At 35.0% G+C, this 20086-nt stretch carries 16 protein-coding genes and 4 tRNA genes; 12 read left to right on the top strand and 8 right to left on the bottom strand.

All coding sequences use genetic code 11. The features are described 5' to 3' along the window. Nucleotides 1–127: 127 nt before the first annotated feature. The 6 genes from ACNART_RS09385 to ACNART_RS09360 all read right to left on the bottom strand — a co-directional run bounded on the left by ACNART_RS09385 (nt 128) and on the right by ACNART_RS09360 (nt 3644). Nucleotides 128–730 carry a response regulator transcription factor gene (locus ACNART_RS09385; protein WP_198619818.1) on the bottom strand — a complete coding sequence of 201 codons (603 nt, stop codon included), beginning with the start codon at nt 728–730 and terminating at the stop codon, nt 128–130. A gap of 294 nt (nt 731–1024) precedes the next feature. Next, nucleotides 1025–1279, bottom strand: a complete 255-nt coding sequence (bssS, locus tag ACNART_RS09380; protein ID WP_064720401.1) for a biofilm formation regulator BssS — start codon at nt 1277–1279, stop codon at nt 1025–1027. A 211-nt stretch (nt 1280–1490) separates the two neighbouring features. After that, the gene (pyrC, locus tag ACNART_RS09375; RefSeq protein WP_198619819.1) at nt 1491–2543 is read right to left on the bottom strand and encodes a dihydroorotase; all 1053 of its coding nucleotides are present in this window, start codon (nt 2541–2543) and stop codon (nt 1491–1493) included. Between the two features lie 198 nt (nt 2544–2741). Then, nucleotides 2742–2817, bottom strand: a tRNA-Asn gene (locus tag ACNART_RS09370). A 323-nt stretch (nt 2818–3140) separates the two neighbouring features. Then, nucleotides 3141–3216: transfer RNA gene (locus tag ACNART_RS09365), tRNA-Asn, on the bottom strand. A gap of 352 nt (nt 3217–3568) precedes the next feature. Continuing rightward, a tRNA-Asn gene (locus tag ACNART_RS09360) sits at nt 3569–3644 on the bottom strand. A 296-nt stretch (nt 3645–3940) separates the two neighbouring features. Here ACNART_RS09360 and ACNART_RS09355 point away from each other — a divergent pair. Then, nucleotides 3941–4882: an AraC family transcriptional regulator gene (locus ACNART_RS09355; RefSeq protein WP_232797671.1), complete on the top strand. Its 942-nt coding sequence runs from the start codon at nt 3941–3943 to the stop codon at nt 4880–4882. A gap of 89 nt (nt 4883–4971) precedes the next feature. Beyond that, nucleotides 4972–5565 carry an NAD(P)H-dependent oxidoreductase gene (locus ACNART_RS09350; protein ID WP_198619820.1) on the top strand — a complete coding sequence of 198 codons (594 nt, stop codon included), beginning with the start codon at nt 4972–4974 and terminating at the stop codon, nt 5563–5565. A 142-nt stretch (nt 5566–5707) separates the two neighbouring features. Here ACNART_RS09350 and ACNART_RS09345 read toward each other — a convergent pair. Together ACNART_RS09345 and ACNART_RS09340 are read right to left on the bottom strand one after the other, a co-directional pair. Further along, nucleotides 5708–5783, bottom strand: a tRNA-Asn gene (locus ACNART_RS09345). Nucleotides 5784–5939: 156 nt separating this feature from the next. Beyond that, nucleotides 5940–6446, bottom strand: a complete 507-nt coding sequence (locus tag ACNART_RS09340; RefSeq protein WP_198619821.1) for a YlaC family protein — start codon at nt 6444–6446, stop codon at nt 5940–5942. Between the two features lie 455 nt (nt 6447–6901). Between ACNART_RS09340 and cspE the strand changes: the two genes are divergently transcribed. The 10 genes from cspE to ACNART_RS09290 all read left to right on the top strand — a co-directional run bounded on the left by cspE (nt 6902) and on the right by ACNART_RS09290 (nt 20072). Beyond that, on the top strand, nt 6902–7114 hold the full coding sequence (gene cspE, locus ACNART_RS09335) for a transcription antiterminator/RNA stability regulator CspE (protein WP_004243573.1): 213 nt from the start codon (nt 6902–6904) through the stop codon (nt 7112–7114). A gap of 110 nt (nt 7115–7224) precedes the next feature. Beyond that, on the top strand, nt 7225–7419 hold the full coding sequence (dsrB, locus tag ACNART_RS09330; protein ID WP_099075784.1) for a protein DsrB: 195 nt from the start codon (nt 7225–7227) through the stop codon (nt 7417–7419). Between the two features lie 403 nt (nt 7420–7822). Beyond that, complete coding sequence (locus ACNART_RS09325) at nt 7823–8521, top strand: MgtC family protein (RefSeq protein ID WP_072068540.1); 699 nt, start codon at nt 7823–7825, stop codon at nt 8519–8521. Between the two features lie 3720 nt (nt 8522–12241). After that, complete coding sequence (gene flhD, locus ACNART_RS09320) at nt 12242–12592, top strand: flagellar transcriptional regulator FlhD (protein WP_072063484.1); 351 nt, start codon at nt 12242–12244, stop codon at nt 12590–12592. A 2-nt stretch (nt 12593–12594) separates the two neighbouring features. After that, a complete protein-coding gene (gene flhC / locus ACNART_RS09315) occupies nt 12595–13176 on the top strand; it encodes a flagellar transcriptional regulator FlhC (protein WP_006533207.1) in 582 nt (193 codons plus the stop codon). Nucleotides 13177–13310: 134 nt separating this feature from the next. After that, complete coding sequence (gene motA / locus ACNART_RS09310; RefSeq protein ID WP_196571556.1) at nt 13311–14204, top strand: flagellar motor stator protein MotA; 894 nt, start codon at nt 13311–13313, stop codon at nt 14202–14204. A gap of 2 nt (nt 14205–14206) precedes the next feature. Continuing rightward, the gene (motB, locus tag ACNART_RS09305) at nt 14207–15253 is read left to right on the top strand and encodes a flagellar motor protein MotB (RefSeq protein WP_198619822.1); all 1047 of its coding nucleotides are present in this window, start codon (nt 14207–14209) and stop codon (nt 15251–15253) included. A gap of 35 nt (nt 15254–15288) precedes the next feature. After that, entirely contained in the window at nt 15289–17460 is a 2172-nt protein-coding gene (gene cheA, locus ACNART_RS09300) for a chemotaxis protein CheA (RefSeq protein ID WP_198619823.1), read from the top strand. A gap of 21 nt (nt 17461–17481) precedes the next feature. Beyond that, the gene (cheW, locus tag ACNART_RS09295; protein WP_023581802.1) at nt 17482–17982 is read left to right on the top strand and encodes a chemotaxis protein CheW; all 501 of its coding nucleotides are present in this window, start codon (nt 17482–17484) and stop codon (nt 17980–17982) included. Nucleotides 17983–18365: 383 nt separating this feature from the next. Then, nucleotides 18366–20072 (top strand): methyl-accepting chemotaxis protein, encoded by a 1707-nt coding sequence (locus ACNART_RS09290; protein ID WP_160230501.1) that lies wholly within the window; start codon nt 18366–18368, stop codon nt 20070–20072. The last annotated feature ends 14 nt before the right edge of the window (nt 20073–20086 follow it).

Below are 20086 nucleotides of genomic sequence, written 5' to 3'. Positions count from 1 at the left end.
TACATAATATTATAATAAATTTAAGGTGGTCAACACGCATATTAGCCACCTCATTTACAGGGAGTAATAATAGGAATTGGATTCCTTTTTTCTTCTGTTTGTTTTTTTTGATTGAAATGTAATAGGATTATTTCTCATATATGTATTTTAAAATATTATATATGAAAAATAATTCAATTCGATTTTTCACATTAATTTTTTCGGTAATATGCCTTTTGTGTGAATATACTGTACTACTACTAATGGATAGTTTTTTAGCAATTTGATGATTAGGTATTTCATTCATCCAATAATTAATAATTTTTTGTTCTTGTGAACTAAAAATAGAACATAATGAATGTTTATAGGTCGGAAAGTAAACTTGGCATCGAGAAGTGAACAAAGATGTCTTTTCAAGCACCCAAGGAAGTATCTTCTTCGGAAGGATAAAACAGTTATTTGTCAATGCGATAGGTCTTTCTTTGTCTGGGTAGTTAGCATCAATATAAAGATAAAGCCGACAGCTTCTTGTTGAAATAAAAAAAAGTTGCAAATGCGGGCAATGTGCTACTTCTCGACAATATCTTGTGAGATCAATAAATATAATATCTGGCATTGAGTGATTAATATAACTATTGGCTTCTTGTATAGATGATATGTCAATTATTTCATGTCTTAGATTTCTCTTCGAAAAATAATGTTTTATACCATTACGAGTAAAAAAACATTCATCAATAATTAATACTTTCACAAATAACTTCCTTGTTTGTAGCTGTTTTAATTTATTAAAATAAAGATAACCTTATTTTATGTCAATTCGGCTTATATATTATTTTTCTGAAGATATATCGAATAAAAAGGTTATGATTATTTTTTCATTAAATGAAAGTTGATTTATTAATATGGGCAATTATTTGCATGCAGTAAGAGCTGGTTTATATATTGATATAAATAATATGTGATAGAGGACTGTAGGGAGATAAAATGAGAACAGGAGTACCAAGTACTCCTGTTTTACGTTCGCTAACTTTTCTAGATCTTTTTATTAATGTTTGGTGTTGTCTGAAACAGAATCTTCAGATGATTCAATTTTATCAATGCCAGCTTGAAGAATATGAATCAACTGCTTAGCTATGTCTGTTGTGAGCCAAAGTGTCTTATCTACAACTGCATTTTCTGGATGATGTTCGTTTTCAGGAAGATAATGTAAACGCAACATCATGGCATCGTAGATGTCAACGGTACTGATGTCCCAGCCTACAACAGGATGTGTCTGAATAACTTCATTTTTTCTACTCATAATACCTCCTAATCATACAACCGGTTTTGACTAAGAGAGAAGCTCCCACACAAAGTGGTTACTTTTCAGTATACGAGATTTATCGTGATTAAAAAGATAAATTTTGGTTATAACAAAAAAATGTGTACTGGCTCTGATAAAAGAGTAATGCACCATTAACAGTCGAACAAATGTTATATGGTGCATTTTAGATAAATATCAAGGGGGAGAATTAATCGACAGTGATATCCCAATGAATATTTTCATTCGCTAAGAAAGGAATAAGCGCTTCATTACCACAAAGGATTTGTGCTGGAGCCTCAACAGTTTTTTCAGTTAATGTGATTGTTCCTTCATTAACGGGTAAACCATAAAAACGCGGACCATTTAGAGAACAGAAGGCTTCAAGGTGTTGTAATGCATTGAGTTCTTTAAATACGGTTGCGTAGGCTGCCAGTGCGGTTGGTGCATTAAATACCCCAGCACAACCACAAGATGATTCTTTGCGGTGCTGTAAGTGAGGTGCTGAATCTGTACCTAAGAAAAAGCGAGAGTTTCCTGATGCAACTGCTTCTCTTAGTGCTTCTTGGTGAACGTTGCGTTTAAGAATAGGCAAGCAATATAGGTGAGGTTTAACACCACCAACTAACATATGATTGCGGTTAAACATCAAATGTTGCGGAGTAATGGTAGCACCGAGAAATTCATTTCCTTCTAATACATACTGAGCGGCTTCTTTAGTTGTAATATGTTCAAAAACAATTTTTAGCTCAGGAAATTGCTTGCGTACAGGAGACATAACGCTATCGATGAAACGTGCTTCTCTATCAAAAATATCAATGCTTGAGGCGGTTACTTCGCCGTGGATCAGCAATGGCATTCCGATTTTTTCCATCACACTTAAGATTGGATAAATCTTTGTGATATCGGATACACCATGACTTGAGTTAGTTGTTGCATTCGCAGGATAAAGTTTACAAGCAGTAAAAACACCTTGTAAGAAACCTTGCTCTACTTCTGAAGGCAATGTGCTATCTGTTAAATAGCAAGTCATTAACGGTTCGAAGTTATCGCTGGCAGGAATAGCCGCTTTGATGCGATCACGGTAAGTGCGAGCCGCTTCAATCGTTGTAACAGGTGGAACAAGGTTTGGCATCACAATAGCTCTGCCAAAATAGCGACTGGTATAAGGAACAACGGTTTTTAGCATGTCATCATCACGAAAGTGAACATGCCAATCATCAGGACGGCGAATAGTGAGGGTGATAGGTTGTGCAGTGGTCATATACCGGCTCCGTGTGTCTTAGGAAAATCGAAAGATCAAGGATTGGATTGGACTAGATAGTCAAGCCGGAAACGAATGCTAATACGAAAACGATTAAATAGCTACCATTTAATCGTATTTTTTTATTATGTTTTTGAAATTATGTAAGGTGAAACAGAGAATAAAATCAAGAAGTTACGAGGGTGACACAAAAAGAAATGGCTCCTCCAACTGGACTCGAACCAGTGACATACGGATTAACAGTCCGCCGTTCTACCGACTGAACTATGGAGGAACATCATTAAGTGGCGTGTATCATATAGTGGGTGATTTGATATGTCAAAGGACAATCGACGATATTTGTTTAAGTGCATAGATAAACAACATATTGTGTGTTTCTAAAACAGATAATCTAATAATGAGGTGGTGAACTCGTTTAAATGGCTATTTTTTTCACACTGAAGACTAAAAATAAAGATAAAAAATAAAGAGATAACGTATTTGAGACCATGTTGGGCTCTGAAAAATAAAATAGATAGAAAAATGAGAAAGGTATTGATAATAGAGAAGGTGGAAAGCAAAAAGCCCGCACTGTAATAGCGCGGGCTTTTCTAAATTTGGCTCCTCCAACTGGACTTGAACCAGTGACATACGGATTAACAGTCCGCCGTTCTACCGACTGAACTATGGAGGAAGCGAGTTCTCGTGAGAACGAGACGGATAATAGCGAGGGTGATGAACTTTGTAAAGTAAAAAAAGTGAAATAATAGTTTAAGTGGTTAAAAAATAACTAATTTATAGTTTTTAAATCAAATAAGGTGGTTTTATGTTTAAAAAACAGTCAATAGAGCTATGCTGATTGAAATAGTTTTATAAAAAGGTGTTTTTTATTGATGATTTTGAGTTAACACAGAACAGAAATAACAGATGCATAAGATGAATATGCAGAGGATACAAAGGAAATAAATAAGAAATAGAGGAATAAAAATAACTGATGAGTAGAAAGCAAAAAGCCCACACTGTAATAGCGTGGGCTTTTCTAAATTTGGCTCCTCCAACTGGACTTGAACCAGTGACATACGGATTAACAGTCCGCCGTTCTACCGACTGAACTATGGAGGAAGCGAGTTCTCGTGAGAACGAGGCGAATAATAGCTATCCTCGCTCACCTTGTAAAGTAAAAAAATGAAAAAAATAACCGTTTGCTCAAGAGTGCATCAGATTGTTTCTTTTTTGACAAAAATGTATAAAAAATAAATGGTTATCAATAGAAATAATATTCGAAATTACATTTCTACTCGCTGAAATGTGTCTTACATTGGAAAGAAAAGATAAAGCGTTTTTTTAAAAGAAAGTTTTTCATACTGTTTAGTTATACAATCTGACGAATTCAAAGACTAATTGAAGATCCCGAGACGATGGATACTACGAATTTATCAGTACCGATGGTATTAGAGTTTGAGCAATTTAAAAAAACACTTCTTCTATATACAAAAGATAAAGAAGGGGGATGGGATACCTCTGTTTCTGGTTTAGCGTTATGTCGGTATACTTCTATTACAGAGTCTGAAGGCTGGATGTATGAACCCAGTTTGGCTATTGCTGCACAAGGTGCAAAGCAAATAACGATAGGGCTAGAGACAAACTGTTATCGTCCTATGAATATGCTTTTAACATCATCAGATATACCTACTTTTGCTAAAGTCTGTGAAGCGTCAAAAGAAACACCTTTTTTAGCAATGTTGCTAAAATTAGACCTCACCCTATTACCTGAACTACTTGCTGAAAATAAGTTTGAATTACTACAAGAAAATAACGAAATCAGCGCTCAACAAATTGTTCAAGCAACCGCGCCAATCTTACAAGCAGTAACAAGGCTTATAAAACTAATAGATACACCAGAAGATGCACCTTTTATCGCTCCTTTGATCCAAAAAGAGATCCTTTATTACTTATTAAGATCGAATGATGGTGCGCGTCAGCAACTATTAGCATCACAACATCCTCAGTGTCGGCAAATTAGTCATGCGCTTGATTGGATTAAACAACATTATCACGAAACAATTCGGATTGAAGATCTTACAACGTTAGTGGGTATGAGCACCTCATCATTTCATTTTCACTTTAAAAAACGAACTGGCATGACGCCGTTGCAGTATCAAAAGTGGTTGCGGCTGAATGAAGCAAGAAGGATCATGCTGATTGAAATGAGTGATGTTTCTAAAGCAGCATTTATCGTCGGTTATGAAAGCCCCTCACAATTTAGCCGTGAATATCATCGATTATTTGGTTTATCGCCCTTAAAAGATATTCAACGATTAAAAGAATCAGAAACTGAAACGGTATCTTTGGATTATTAGGCAAGAATAATGGAGGAATGAGTTAAAGCAGTGATGAGTAATTGCGTTACAGTTTGCTTATTAAATATGTGTATACAAGGAGTTTAGAAGTGACTAACGTTTTTATTATTAATGCTGCAAAAGAGTTTGATGGTTCTGAAGGGAAACTCAACGATCATTTAACGCAAGTCGCCACAGATTTGTTGTCTTCACATCAGATAAATGTGCAATCAACACGCATTGATGATGGTTATGATACTAACGAAGAAGTTGATAAATACTTATGGGCTGATGTCATTATTTATCAAATGCCAGCATGGTGGATGGAAGGCCCTTGGATCTTAAAAAAATACATTGATGATGTATTTAGTGCTGGGTACGGCAAAATGTATATTGATGATGGTCGTACACGAAAAGATCCTTCGAAAAAATATGGTTCAGGTGGATTATTACAAGGCAAAAAGTATCTTCTTTCTGTAACTTGGAATGCGCCTTTTGAATCTTTTGAAGAACAAGAACAGTTCTTTGAAGGAAAAGGAATTGATGCTGTCTATTTTCCATTCCATAAAGCGAACCAATTTTTAGGTATGGAAGGATTAAAAACCTTCGGAATGTTTGATGTGGTGAAACAACCGCAAATTGAGCAAGATGTTGAAGCGTATAAAAAACACCTAAAACACGAAATTGTTGGAATAGCAGGTTAGGTCTTTATCGTACTAGATATAAATTAGCTATTTATTAATCAAGCAAGATAACGATACAGATTGGATTTAGGTAGCTGATTTAGATGATAAGAATGTAGAAAGCAAAAAGCCCGCACTGTAATAGCGCGGGCTTTTCTAAATTTGGCTCCTCCAACTGGACTTGAACCAGTGACATACGGATTAACAGTCCGCCGTTCTACCGACTGAACTATGGAGGAAGCGAGTTCTCGTGAGAACGAGGCGCATAATAACGATGATATATCAGAGTGTCAACGTTAAAAGTGGATTAAATATCTGTTTGGTTGGTTTATCAACAAAGTGGCTAAATAATAGAAGTTATTCTCCGTGTTTTTGTGTGTAACACGGAGAATCAATTAAGTTTGAGGGGATAATTGTGATGCTGAAATTGATTGTTGTACGGGATCAAATGCCATCAGGTACACATCGTAAAAATGAATTTCTTGTTTTTTATTAATAATCTCGCGAATATCTTCTTTTATTTGTTTAGATATTGCAGGGTGCTGGTGAATTTCATTTATGGCTTCATCAGAGAGTTTTTCAAAGGTATACCATTCACCGTTATAGCAAACTCTCAAATCGAGAACACCAATATCTTCAAATTTATAGATAGGTTTTATATCAAATAACAAGATACCTGCCATAACTAAGAACATGACAGTAAAGAGAACGAGCGAGATAACACCAAAGTAAGGTGAATAAATTAATAACGCAGCGAGCAATATATAAGAGAGAACCATGCTGATACATAACCAGATATGGTTTTTTAAAAACTGACTATTAAAATGTGGTTTCCCGTCTCTTTTTTCTGCTGTATTGATCCGGTCTAAATCACGCTCTAAGATTTCTTTTAATACATTCATTGTAAACACCTTAAGAGATGAATGTTGCAAACTTGTTTCTTATTACTAGATTATCACGGGGACAAGATAAGCGGGTAGAACAGTTTTTTTAAATTCTGGTATTAACTGTTATTGTTAGACCATTAAGAATATTCTTAGTCATTGTTAATAATAGAGATAAAATATCAAATAAATTTTATGCACAGTGATAAAAATAGAGGAAGAATTGTATTTTTAATGTGCAATTCGCATTTTTTTAATCTTTAGACGCATAAAACTATTGCTATTAAACTTGTCTCATGCGTTAATGAGTAAGGCCTCAATACAGACCTGATTTATGATTGACATTCTAAGTTAATGAGTTTTAAACAGCATCGCTTTTTGACCGTTTTCTTCATGTGTGCCCATAAGTTATAGGTAGTTCAGGCCAGTAGATGCCGAGAAGGCAACGTTTTATTGATATATAGGAAAGTCACATGTCTGACAAAATGAAAGGTCAAGTTAAGTGGTTCAACGAGTCTAAAGGCTTTGGTTTTATTACTCCAGCAGACGGAAGCAAAGACGTATTCGTTCACTTTTCTGCCATTCAAGGTAACGGTTTCAAAACTCTGGCTGAAGGTCAGAACGTAGAATTCACAATTGAAAACGGTGCAAAAGGTCCAGCAGCTGCTAACGTAACAGCTCTGTAATTTAAAGCCTTTTAAAAATTTTCTTCAAGCCTGTCACCTTATGGTGGCAGGCTTTTTCTTTATGGGTAAAATAAAGAAAAAGAGAATGATAATATTTATCAGGAGAGAAAATGCAGGTTAATGATAACGTTGTTGTGAAAACTGATGGTATTGACGATCGTGAAGGAACTATCCTACTTATCGAAGAATTTAATGAAGGCATAATGTATTTAGTATCACTCCCTGAATATCCAAAAGGAATTTGGTTTTTTAATGAAAAAGAGGGCGGTGAAGGAACATTTGTTAGACCAATACAGCAAAAGTGACTGACGTTTAGGTACGGTTCATTTACATTTTCAAATCAGCTACTTATACTTTTGCCAAATTTTAGTTAGGAGAAAACATAGTGGAGACAGAAAGTTGTAGGTTAATGATAACTCCATTAACTGAGAATAATTTTATTCAAAATAATAGGTAAGCTGTTTTCTTCACTAAAACTGCTTACCATTTTGGTGGGCAGTGCATTGTAATATTCCTTTCTTATATATTCCTATTATGCACTTACCCAAATAATTTCCCTTATGTCGCTAACATAAGAAGGGTAACTTCATGTGCTACATTTTTTTCTCTTTATTTCCTCCACCTAAGGCGATGAATTAATTTCAACACTCTGAACTATCAGAGCAAAATTTTCATATCGATTTTAATCATCATGTAGAGGAAATAAACATGACGATGACGCCTTATATTTTAAATCTCGTGATTGCAATGTGTCTTGGTGCTTTGATTGGTGCCGAACGTCAATGGCGACAAAGAATGGCCGGTTTAAGAACAAATGCTTTAGTTGCAACCGGTGCCGCTGTTTTTATTTTAAGTTCAATAGAAACTTCGCCAGATAGTCCCGGTCGGATCGCAGCTCAAGTTGTTTCAGGTATTGGATTTCTTGGTGCTGGTGTGATCATGCGTGAAGGAATGAATATACGTGGACTTAATACTGCCGCAACGCTTTGGTGTTCAGCAGGAATTGGCGTGTTATGTGGTTTAGGTTTATATCAATTGGCAACTATAGCAACACTTCTTATTCTTTGTGCGAATATCTTACTACGAGAAGCAGCTCAGCGGATAAACGCTCAGCCACAACATCAAGCAATAGATATAGAACAACGCTACTCAATACGAATTATTTGTCATGAAGAAGATGAAGTTTTGGTTAGAACACTCATTTTACAAGCAATAAATGGATTACATGTTCGATTACAGTCTTTAAGCAGTGCTGATACATTGATGCCTAGTCAGCTAGAAGTGTGTGCTGAATTGCTGGCAACACCTGTCGAGCAAAAAGAGATAGAAGCGATTGTTTGCAGAGTAAGTTTAGAAAAGAGTGTCAGCGCAATTAATTGGAAGATAGCGGCAGAGCATCCTGCTTGATGGATCTTTTCAAGATAATATCTTTCTACTTGAGGCGCCCTATATTAAATATAGGGCGCTTTTTTTGTCGTATAAAGACGAGATAGATATCAAATTACAAAGTTATTTCAAAAGGGAATATGAATATTGATAAAAGTTATAAAGAATATAACTTTGTAACTTGTAAGTAATAGAACTGTCATATTTCAAGCTATTGTGTCGTCGATTATGTTTATTCATACCAGTCACATATTTTTGTTTGTTCTTAGTAAACCATTCACTTTTGCCTATCTAAACCTCAAGTTATTAAGAGCCTTAGCATAATACTTAATTCAAAAACTCATTTCTCTGATGAGAATAATGAGATCTTAGTCATGAGTTACGTATTATTACTGATATATAGAAATAAAGTATTTTGTTTATGTAATTATTATTTTTGTAACTATTACTTTATGGAATAAAAAATAGAAAAATGTGCTCAAAAAAACTAATTAAAATACGCAATAGGGTGGAATATATTCATTTTCGTTTTAATAAAAACAAACATTTTTACCTAAATTGATTAATGTACAATTATTTGTATTGTGGTTAACCCGTATATAATGAGTTATGAATGAAAAATGTTGAACAGAGTTTGGATGTATTTGACGTTATTTCTCATCTTTATTAATCGCCCTTTTTAGACTGATTTGATTTATCTCTGTTTATTTTATTTTTAATAAACAGGAAAAACTAAAATCAAGTAAGCGATTGCTCCCCATAGTTTGCTTATTAAATGAGGTACTTAGGAGTATTGTAGGACAAAAAATCGTTATTAAGGGGCTTAGTGCAGTATAGAATTTTGGGAAAAAAGCGGTGTTTTCCATTGATTATATTGGATTTTTTTTTAATACCTAAATTATACTCTCAAATTATTTCAATGTATTTGGCGAAAATTTTATCAATATTTTCTATTGTATTTAATTTAAGTGTGACTTTTTGAGTAATATTTTTAATTTAATCAAATTAGACTTTCAAAAAATGAGGAAGAATTCAGGAAAATGGTGAGTTTAGACCGCTACAGTAAAGCTGATGAATTGCTGTGGTATGTTGTTTGTAATCACTAATCAATTATGAATGAAAACCTTTTGAAAAATTGTAGGATTTTTTGTAAAAGTCATGTAGAAAAATTGATACCAATAAGTAATCTTATAATAAGAGTAGAAAAACCACACCACTCTTTCCATCCAATAAAATAATAATTTCAAAATTATATTGTTTATAAATTTGTCAAGGACGTAAATCTTACTTATTACAGAAGGAGAATTATCTTAGTATGAAATAGATGTGTCATTAGTATTCGCTGTAAAAATATATATAAAAGATAATTGTGGTACTGACCTTTTTCGATTTACCAAAAAAGATAAAAACAACGATAAGAGGTACATTAATTTAAAAAATTGCTGGTATAAAAAGGTGAACAATCATTTCATGTTTACTTACTAAAAACGATGTAACTCATTTCAATAGAACTGAAAGCAATGCATAAAGTATTTGCATTCATCGCATGAATGATCTCAATTATTACTTTTGAAAAATACAGTTACAATATTTTCAAAACCTTTCTTTTCCAAAAATTTAGAACAGTTTAGGTGTATAGAATACTAAGGTCTGTTATTGGTTTTTAAGACTAATCTAATAAATGAGATATAAGTCTTGATTATTTAGATACACCAATATTTTTATTAGGTTTTGATCGAGAGGAAAAGTCTTTTTAAACGCAAAATTACTCATAAAAAAGGTAATAAAATGAGTAAAATTAGTGGTTAGAATAGAAGAATATTTAGAGATATATTTTAGCGCTTTAAGTAAAGATATACCGATATATAAATCTTTATACTCTCCTAAGCCCATCAACATCAACTTTTGTTAAGTAATGGTGTTGTTACTAAGTCAGCACTTTTGGCTCTGTAATGTCTTGATACTTGTGCTAGCTAGGTTAAAAAAAAGAGGCTAACCACATAATAAGAGGAAACGTGAAACAATGCTCATCATTGGTAAGAGTAAAACTAATTACTGATAGGGACTATTTTGGGGCTAAAAGGTAACATTTGATATTTTTTAGTTCGCACTAATGCTAATAGAATAGTCAATGAGATGTTATTTTGATCATATTTGTTTTTCTGTCTTTACATTGAAAAAGTTGATGTGTACAAGTGTTAACTTCAGGTTGTCATATTTGTCATTACAGCCGTTTATTGTGTTGAGATAATGCTGATAACAGGAAAAACAGAATTTATATTTTGCCTTATTATTTTATGAATTAATCACTTTATATTGGAGATCTTGGGATCTTTTTTTATGAAATCGAAATTTATATTTCATAAAATGTCTTTTTTTATAAAAAAAGATGTGTATTTATATAAGATATAAATTATAAATCTGCTTTTTTATTTATATTTTTTACTGGATATTATGTTTTTAATTAATCGTCGATTATTTTATTAATATATATCTATATAAAGAGAAAAATAAGCGGATTTTAATTTGATTTTTTATACTAATAAATTGTGACTTTATTTTATAAAAAAATGATTGTTTTTTTTAATTTAACTTAAGTTAAATGCTATATTATTTTTATATTCCATTTTGAATCGATAATTAAATAACAGTTTTTTTATTTAATTAAATAAAAAGTATTCTTTTGTTTTTATATTAAAATTGTGGCAATTTTAAATTTATATTGTTCATAAAATATACTGTGATTCATAAGTAAAACTTACTTATATGTGGATATTATTTCTTTGTGACTAATTTACAGCCAATAAAACTCTTATTAAGAGTTCTGTAATTTAAGTGTTAAATAGCGCTTAATAATCATTAATTAAATTTTATTATTACAGTTGAAGCTTTAATAATGTGGAAATAAATATTCAATGATTTAAGGGTGAAGATGCATAACTAAGAATTTAATTTTATATGACTTATCGTTCTGCTTAATAAATACATCAAGTTATCACCTTGATTTTAAAGGATAATTTTTATCGTGAAATAATAAAAAAATTTAGGATAACTATAAATAATTAGAATGGGTTGTTTTTCAAACAAATTGTAAATAAAAAGTGATCATTTCTGAAGGTTTACGTAAATGATGAAAAAAATAATATCTATAGAAATATTTATTAAATTTGGGGGGCTTGTTTAGATAAAGATGAGGAGGAGATATATCAATATATGTTACTGTGATCAAAAAAATCTATAATTTAGGATTTGTCAAATTTTTATGCTGTATTTTTAGATTTATAAGTTTAATAGATCGTATAAAATAAAAAATTATCATTAATATTTTAATTTGGGTAGATTAGCTTATTAATTTACACCATGTTTTATTACTTTTATCACTTGAATAGTTAATGAACTAATTCCATAATAATGATTATCTTTTTGTGATGTGACTCACAGAGTATTTAAATTAGACTACTTTATCCGTTGAATAACTTAATCGTTAAGGAGTAAAGTTGTTGCGTTAGGATTATTCTTAACGAGCTATATTGGCGAGCATTTAAAGTTTACTTTTAATTTAAATGTTTTTTTCGCTACTTTTGAAAATGACCGTAACTAAGTAATACAAGGTAGTGTTACTACGTGTCATGTTCATAAAATGGGGCCTGGAAATTTAATATTACATTTATATTAATTTCCTCGGGATCTTTCATTAGAGAGATCCTCTTTGTTCAATATAATCGGACGGGATGTAAAGAGATGAGTACGGTTGAATTGCTTAAGCATATTTATGACATAAATTTATCGTATTTGCTTTTAGCGCAAAGGTTAATTAACCAAGAAAAGGCTTCCGCAATGTTTCGGCTTGGGATTAGTGACGCGATGGCGGATGCGCTGGCAGAGCTTACATTGCCTCAATTGGTTAAGTTGGCTGAAACAAACCAACTAATCTGTAATTTCCGGTTTGAAGACAGCGAAACAATAGAACAACTCACTAAAGAATCTAGAGTGGATGATTTACAACAAATTCATACTGGTATTCTTCTTTCTTCTAACTTGTTTCGTCAGTTATCGGAACAAGATACTACTGCGACAAAGAAGCGGGCATAACAATGAGTGAGAAAAGTATCGTCCGAGAAGCGAAAGATATTCGCTTAGCAATGGAATTAATCACCTTGGGTGCCCGCTTGCAAATGCTTGAAAGTGAAACTCAATTAAGTCGGGGGCGTTTAATTAAATTATACAAAGAATTAAGAGGGAGCCCCCCTCCAAAAGGAATGCTACCATTTTCAACGGATTGGTTTATGACATGGGAACAAAATATCCATTCCTCAATGTTTTATAACGCTTATCGCTTTTTATTAAAAAATGGCGGTTGTGTTGGTGTTGAGGCTGTTGTTAAAGCTTATCGTTTATACTTAGAACAATGTCCGCCTGTTAAAGATCAAGAACCTATTTTAGCACTAACAAGAGCATGGACATTAGTACGCTTTGTTGAAAGTGGCATGTTGCAACTTTCTGTTTGTACCAAATGTAATGGTTCATTTATTACACACGCACACCAACCAGCTAGCAATTATGTTTGTAGTCTTTGCCAGCCACCTTCTCGCGCAATAAAAAAACGTAAACTTTCCGCCAATCCTGCCGATATTAACTTACAACTGTTGGATGGTCTTGAACAGTTTGCAATGTGATTCGAGATTGAAAGTTAAATATCAGGTTATAGAGTTTAGTTATCTATAACCTGAGCCGTTTCCTCTCCCCCTCCTATCTCTTGCTGCTATGTTCGCCATTCTCTCTATAACGAAATTAGCTAAAGGGATATCGCGTGTTAGTACTCTTAGGATATATCGTGGTGATTTGTGCTGTCCTCGGAGGGTATACCCTCGTCGGAGGTAGTTTAGGCGCATTATATCAACCAGCCGAGTTTTTAATCATCTTTGGTGCCGGCATCGGTGCTTTTATTGTAGGTAATAATGGTAGAGCAATTGTATCAACAATGAAGATCCTACCAAAATTACTTCGTAGCACAAATTACAATAAAGCGATGTACATGGATTTAATGGCACTGATGTTTCGTTTATTGTCAAAAGCGCGTCAAAACGGGATGTTGGCATTAGAGAGAGATATCGAAAACCCACAGCAAAGTGATATTTTTTCTCAGTATCCCCGCATTATGAAAGATGCTTATATGCTTAGCTTTATTACGGACTATATGCGCCTGATGGTGACAGGGAATATGAACCCTTATGAGATTGAATCTCTGATGGATGAAGAGATCGCAACCTTTGAAGAGGAAAGTGAAGTACCCGCTTTAGGTTTGTCAACTATGGGTGACTCATTACCAGCATTTGGTATCGTTGCCGCCGTTATGGGGGTTGTAAATGCGTTAGGTGCTGCGGATAGGCCTGCTGGTGAAATGGGGGCTTTAATTGGACACGCAATGGTTGGTACTTTCTTAGGTATTTTATTAGCTTATGGTTTTATTTCACCATTAGCTTCTCGAATTAGACAACGCTCTAGTCAACAAATGAAAATGATGGAGTGTATCAAAACAACATTGTTATCTAGCATGAATGGATATGCGCCACAGATAGCAGTTGAATTTGGACGTAAAACCCTCTTTCTGGCAGACAGACCTTCTTTTGTTGAATTGGAAGAACATGTACGTCAGGTACGGACACCGATGCAGGCAAATCCTGATGCAATGAAAGAAGAGTAATCATGAAGAGTAATTCACAAATCATTCGAGTTAAAAAGCGAGGGAGAAAACAACATAACGCTCATGGTGGTGCATGGAAGATAGCTTATGCTGACTTTATGACTGCAATGATGGCTTTCTTTCTGGTGATGTGGTTACTTTCAATCGCTAGCCCTCAAGAATTAACTCGTGTAGCCGAATATTTTCGTACGCCATTAAAAGTTGCTATTGAGAAAGGGCGATTTAGTGGGGATGCAACCAATCCTATTCCTGGAGGAGGGCGTGATCCTGTCTATAACGAAGGTGATATTTTGCCAAAAGGCCAGGAAGATAAACAGCTCAATGAAAAGCAACAATTCCGTCGTTTAAAAGACAGTTTAGAGCAAGTCATTTTAAATGATCCTCGGTTAAAAGATCTGAAGCCTCATTTATTAATAGACATGATGGATGAAGGGTTACGAATTCAGATTATAGATAAAGAAAGCCGACCTATGTTTAGAGTCGGTAGTGCCACCGTTGAACCTTATATGAAGGATATTTTAACGGCAATAGCACCTATTTTAAATGACACGCCATACAAAATCAGTTTATCAGGTCATACCGATGATATTCCTTATGCAAGTGGCGCTTTAAAATATAGTAACTGGGAACTATCAACAGATCGTGCGAATGCCTCTCGTCGAGAATTAATTGGTGCAGGATTGAGTGAATGGAAAGTGTTGCGTGTTGTAGGTATGGCATCAACAGTTCATTTAGTTAAAGAGGATGGTTTTGCACCTGCTAACCGACGGATCAGTATTTTGGTCTTAACGAAGCAAGCAGAACAAAAAATTGTACAAGAAAATGAGCGGGTTGCACCGACAGTAACAGAGACTTCAGAAATTGAACCTCTACTTTCAGGGCAAGAAACCCCACAAGAAAAAGCAGGAAACACACAGACGGGTTCGTCTGTGTCTTCTGCATCTGAGCTTCCCGAATCAAAAAAGGAAAATGTTGAAACAGGAGTTTCTGGGGAAAGTTTGCCATCACAATCGACAAATATTACTACAAAGCAGGGAACAGCACCCTAATTTGTTAGTAATCGCGTAAAGGTGAATGAGTAACGATGGATATTACTGAGTTTTATCAAACATTTTTTGATGAAGCAGATGAGTTGTTAGCTGATATGGAACAGCATTTACTGTTACTTGATCCTGCAAATCCAGATCAAGAACAGATGAATGCGATTTTCCGTAGTGCACACTCCATAAAAGGAGGAGCTGCAACATTTGGCTTCGTTAAACTTCAACAGACCACTCATGTGCTTGAAAACTTGCTCGATAGTGCAAGACGTCATGAGATGGCGCTCACCGACGACATTATTAACCTGTTTCTGGAAGCGAAAGATATTATGCAACAGCAATTGGATGCACATAAAAACTCACAAGAACCTGATGAGGAAACATTTAACTATATTTGTGAGAAGTTGCGTCAGCTGGCTCTCGATGTAAAAGAAGAACAATCCGCTCCTCACGTTGAGGCTGTTGCTGGATCTGAAGCTTCAGACTCACAGGCCACAATGACTGAAACTCCTGTTTTGTCATCTGACGCTGAAAATGTGCAAAGTGAAGCCGTAGAAACCATGGTCGAAGTCGCATCGACGATGGCGGCTGATGGACATTATTATCATCATATTATTTTGTCTGATCTTAAAGAGACAGATATTGATTTAATGCTTGATGAATTAAAACATCTTGGTGAAGTTAGCCAAGTTGAAAAACAGCATCATGGTCTTGAAGCAATATTGAAAACCACTGCAACAGAAGAAGATATCAGCGCTGTACTTTGTTTTGTGATTGAACCTGAACAAATCTCGTTTAAAAAAGTGGCTGTTGCAGAAAAAAACACAGTTACAGAAGAAAGTACAACATCTGTTGATGATGCTCATGTTGAAATCCAAGTTGAGCAACCAGCGCCTGTACAAAAAACCGTTGCTGAAAAAGTGACGCCATCGGCAGAACCTGCTAAAGCACCAGCAGCATCGGCAGCACCAACGAAAAGACCTGTTGCCGCTGCTGCACCGAAAACAGAATCAAGCAGTATTCGTGTTGCCGTTGAAAAAGTTGACCAATTAATCAACTTAGTGGGTGAGCTGGTTATCACTCAGTCAATGTTGGCACAGCACAGTGGTAGTCTTGATCCAGCAATATATAGTGATTTACTAAGTTGTATTGCTCAGTTACAGCGTAATTCTCGTGATTTACAAGAATCTGTTATGTCAATTCGTATGATGCCGATGGAGTATGTTTTCAGTCGCTTCCCTCGAGTTGTGCGTGATGTTGCAGGTAAAATGAATAAGAAAGTTGAGCTAAACATGATTGGTAGCTCAACAGAACTTGATAAAAGCTTAATTGAAAAAATTATCGATCCTTTAACTCACTTAGTGCGTAACAGTCTTGATCACGGTATTGAAATGCCCGCTGATCGTGTTGCGGCGGGTAAACCGGAAGCGGGGCAATTAACCCTGTCTGCGGAACATCAAGGCGGTAATATTTGTATTGAAGTGACTGATGATGGTGCTGGATTAAACCGCGAACGTATTTTGAAAAAAGCGATTTCCTCTGGGCTTGCTGTTTCTGAAAATATGAGCAATGAAGAAATTGCTATGCTGATTTTTGCACCCGGTTTCTCTACCGCAGAAGTAGTAACAGATGTTTCTGGTCGCGGTGTGGGTATGGATGTTGTAAAACGAAATATCCAAGAGATGGGTGGTCAAATTCAAATCAGTTTTGAAGTGGGTAAAGGAACGCGCATTCGTATTTTACTTCCACTGACATTAGCAATTTTAGATGGTATGTCCGTTAAAGTTCATGACGAAGTCTTTATTTTACCATTAGGAACGGTAGTCAGTTCTTTACAACCGGAAGAAGACGATATTTATCCATTGGCTGGCGATGAGAAATTATTGCAGGTTAGAGGGGAATATTTACCACTGATTGAACTGCATCGTACTTTTAATATTGAAGGCGCTCAAACTGATATTACCCAAGCAATTGCGGTTATTGTTCAGAGTGCCGGACGTCGTTATGCTTTATTGGTAGATCAATTAGTTGGCCAGCATCAAGTTGTTGTTAAAAATATAGAAAGCAATTACCGAAAAGTTCCTGGTATATCTGCTGCAACAATTATGGGCGACGGTAGTGTGGCTTTAATTCTTGATGTACCAGAATTGCAACGTTTAAGTCATACACAAATGACGAATAAGAAAAAGAATACAACTGCAAGCGCAGTCATTTAATAGTGAGGATAAAATAAGATTATGGCTTCGGAACATTTCGAGAAATTATCCGGTGAAACTGTTGGACAAGGATTTCTAATTTTTACGCTGGGCGATGAAGAATATGGAATTGATATTTTAAAGGTTCAAGAAATTCGCGGATATGACCAAGTTACACGTATTGCTAATTCACCTAGCTTTATTAAAGGCGTAACTAATTTACGGGGCGTTATTGTTCCGATAGTTGATCTGCGTATTAAATTTTCACAAGAAAGTGTAACTTATAATGACAATACTGTTGTTATTGTGGTTAACTTATTAAATCGAATTGTAGGAATTGTTGTTGATGGCGTTTCTGATGTTCTTACGCTAAAACCAGAGCAGATCTGCCCCGCGCCAGAGTTTGCGGTCACAATGTCTACTGAGTATTTAACAGGTTTAGGTACTTTAGATGAAAGAATGCTTATTCTTGTGGATATTGAAAAATTACTCAATAGTGAAGAAATGGAATTAGTCGATAGCGCAACAATTCAAGCTAAATAAGTTTTGTTTTTTTAAAAATAATCTAAATACTGTTCCGGTAATTTTGCCGGAATAGCTATTTCTATCTTTTTTTATTTTATTAGCGAGTGCTAAAGCATTAAATTAACTTTAAGTAAAATTAAAAGATAAAAAAGAACTAATAATTTTAGTTAAGTTCTATTTTATTATTTATCAACTTATAAGTAGCTATCACCTAGCTATAATATTTTTCTACTGACGGAAATAACTTTAAAGTTTTTTATACTTATAATTTTAATTAAAAACAGTATTACCACCGCTTTCTAATGGAGCAAAAATGCGACTAAGGCGAAATGAATCCTATAAAGTTTCTCTTAAGTCTGCCGATAACTTGCTCATTACCATTTATTATAAAAAGGGAAACTATGTTTAGCCGAATGAAAATAGTGACTGGATTATTATCCATTCTTCTGTTGTTTGGTGTTTTGCAGTTTGTATCTGGGGGTGTTTTTTACTCAAATATTGTTGAGACAAGAAATGACCTGAATAAAACACTAACAATACAGGATCAACGTGAGCGTCTAGATGAAAGCTGGGCTAACTTACTACAAGCGCGTAATAATATTAATCGTGCAGCGATTAGTTTTTTATTACAAGATAAAAATCTTAATGTAGATGATTCTCTGTCTGTTGACTATTTGACGGGGCTTGCTCGTAAAAATATGTCTCGTGCAGACGAGAAATTTAAAGAATTTGAAAAGAATATTACCGCTTATCAAGTTCACTCAGAAGATGATGTTCGTAGCTTAAAAGGGCGTTTTATCGAATATTTCTCTGCATTAAACCAACTAGAAATTTTACTTCAAGATAGAAACTTAAAAGACTTTTTTGAGCAACCAACCACGGGTTATCAAGACGCTTTTTATAAAGAATATCTTGCATATGTCATGCGCAATGAAAAATTTAACGAAGAGTTAAATGTGGCACTAGAAGCCTCTCATCAACGTACTGTCATTACTATGGTTGTGTTAGCTATTATCGTTATCTCGGCATTAATTCTATGCTGGTTTGCATTACGTAATGCCTTAATTAGACCATTAAATTCACTTCTATTAAGTATTAAAACCTTCTCTGAAGGTGATTTACGTCCAAATATCGAAGTGAATGGTCGCAATGAAATGAGCTTGTTAGCAAATGGTTTAAAACATATGCAACAAGAGCTTATTCAAACTGTTCGTGGTGTCTATCAAAGTACGGAAAACATTTATAACAGTACAAGTGAAATTGCTGCTGGAAATAATGACTTATCTGCTCGTACAGAAGAGCAAGTGGCTTCGTTAGAAGAAACTGCTGCAAGTATGGAACAGTTAACGGCGACCGTGAAACAGAACGCGGACAATGCTCGCCAAGCAAGTAACCTTGCTAATGACGCCTCAGATATTGCCCGCCAAGGCGGAAAAGTTGTTGCTAATGTGGTGCAAACGATGCACGACATAGCCGGAAGTTCTCAGAAAATCACCGATATCACAGCTGTTATCGATGGCATTGCATTCCAGACCAATATTTTGGCACTGAATGCAGCTGTTGAAGCTGCAAGAGCCGGTGAGCATGGTCGCGGATTTGCGGTAGTTGCCGGTGAAGTTCGTAACCTTGCACAGAGAAGTGCAGAAGCTGCTAAAGAAATAAAAACACTGATTGAAGATTCTGTAAATCGTACTGAAACGGGGTCTGTACTCGTTGAAAGTGCGGGTGAGACGATGACGCGTATCGTGGATTCAGTAACGCGTGTTACTGACATCATGGGCGAAATCGCTTCTGCATCAGATGAGCAAAGCCGAGGTATTTCACAAGTTGGCCTTGCGGTTTCTGAAATGGATCGTGTCACTCAGCAAAACGCCTCTTTAGTAGAACAATCTGCAGCCGCTGCTGCTGGTCTTGAAGATCAAGCAGTTGCATTAACCCGCTTAGTTTCAATCTTCAAATTACCGGGTCAGGAAGAAAAAACGCTAGAAAGAAAGGAATCGGATGCAACCCCTGTAGTTAAAGCCGCTGCTCCACTTATAAAACCAGGAACCTCAGAAAAGAAAAAGAGCAGCAGTGTTGAAGATCCCGCTAACTGGGAAACTTTCTAACAACAACAAGTGGC

It is taken from the genome of Proteus sp. LHD240705, assembly GCF_047921555.1.
GTDB lineage: Bacteria > Pseudomonadota > Gammaproteobacteria > Enterobacterales > Enterobacteriaceae > Proteus.
This window is presented reverse-complemented; position numbering and strand designations above follow the sequence as displayed.

What these genes read in the sequence shown, in the direction of transcription:
- motB (WP_198619822.1), top strand. Translation starts at nt 14,207, where the DNA reads ATGAAGAGTAATTCACAAATCATTCGAGTTAAAAAGCGAGGGAGAAAA.
- cspE (WP_004243573.1), top strand. Translation starts at nt 6,902, where the DNA reads ATGTCTGACAAAATGAAAGGTCAAGTTAAGTGGTTCAACGAGTCTAAA.
- pyrC (WP_198619819.1), bottom strand. Translation starts at nt 2,543, where the DNA reads ATGACCACTGCACAACCTATCACCCTCACTATTCGCCGTCCTGATGAT.
- ACNART_RS09340 (WP_198619821.1), bottom strand. Translation starts at nt 6,446, where the DNA reads ATGAATGTATTAAAAGAAATCTTAGAGCGTGATTTAGACCGGATCAAT.
- flhC (WP_006533207.1), top strand. Translation starts at nt 12,595, where the DNA reads ATGAGTGAGAAAAGTATCGTCCGAGAAGCGAAAGATATTCGCTTAGCA.
- ACNART_RS09355 (WP_232797671.1), top strand. Translation starts at nt 3,941, where the DNA reads ATGGATACTACGAATTTATCAGTACCGATGGTATTAGAGTTTGAGCAA.
- dsrB (WP_099075784.1), top strand. Translation starts at nt 7,225, where the DNA reads ATGCAGGTTAATGATAACGTTGTTGTGAAAACTGATGGTATTGACGAT.
- ACNART_RS09290 (WP_160230501.1), top strand. Translation starts at nt 18,366, where the DNA reads ATGTTTAGCCGAATGAAAATAGTGACTGGATTATTATCCATTCTTCTG.
- cheW (WP_023581802.1), top strand. Translation starts at nt 17,482, where the DNA reads ATGGCTTCGGAACATTTCGAGAAATTATCCGGTGAAACTGTTGGACAA.
- ACNART_RS09325 (WP_072068540.1), top strand. Translation starts at nt 7,823, where the DNA reads ATGACGATGACGCCTTATATTTTAAATCTCGTGATTGCAATGTGTCTT.
- flhD (WP_072063484.1), top strand. Translation starts at nt 12,242, where the DNA reads ATGAGTACGGTTGAATTGCTTAAGCATATTTATGACATAAATTTATCG.
- cheA (WP_198619823.1), top strand. Translation starts at nt 15,289, where the DNA reads ATGGATATTACTGAGTTTTATCAAACATTTTTTGATGAAGCAGATGAG.
- bssS (WP_064720401.1), bottom strand. Translation starts at nt 1,279, where the DNA reads ATGAGTAGAAAAAATGAAGTTATTCAGACACATCCTGTTGTAGGCTGG.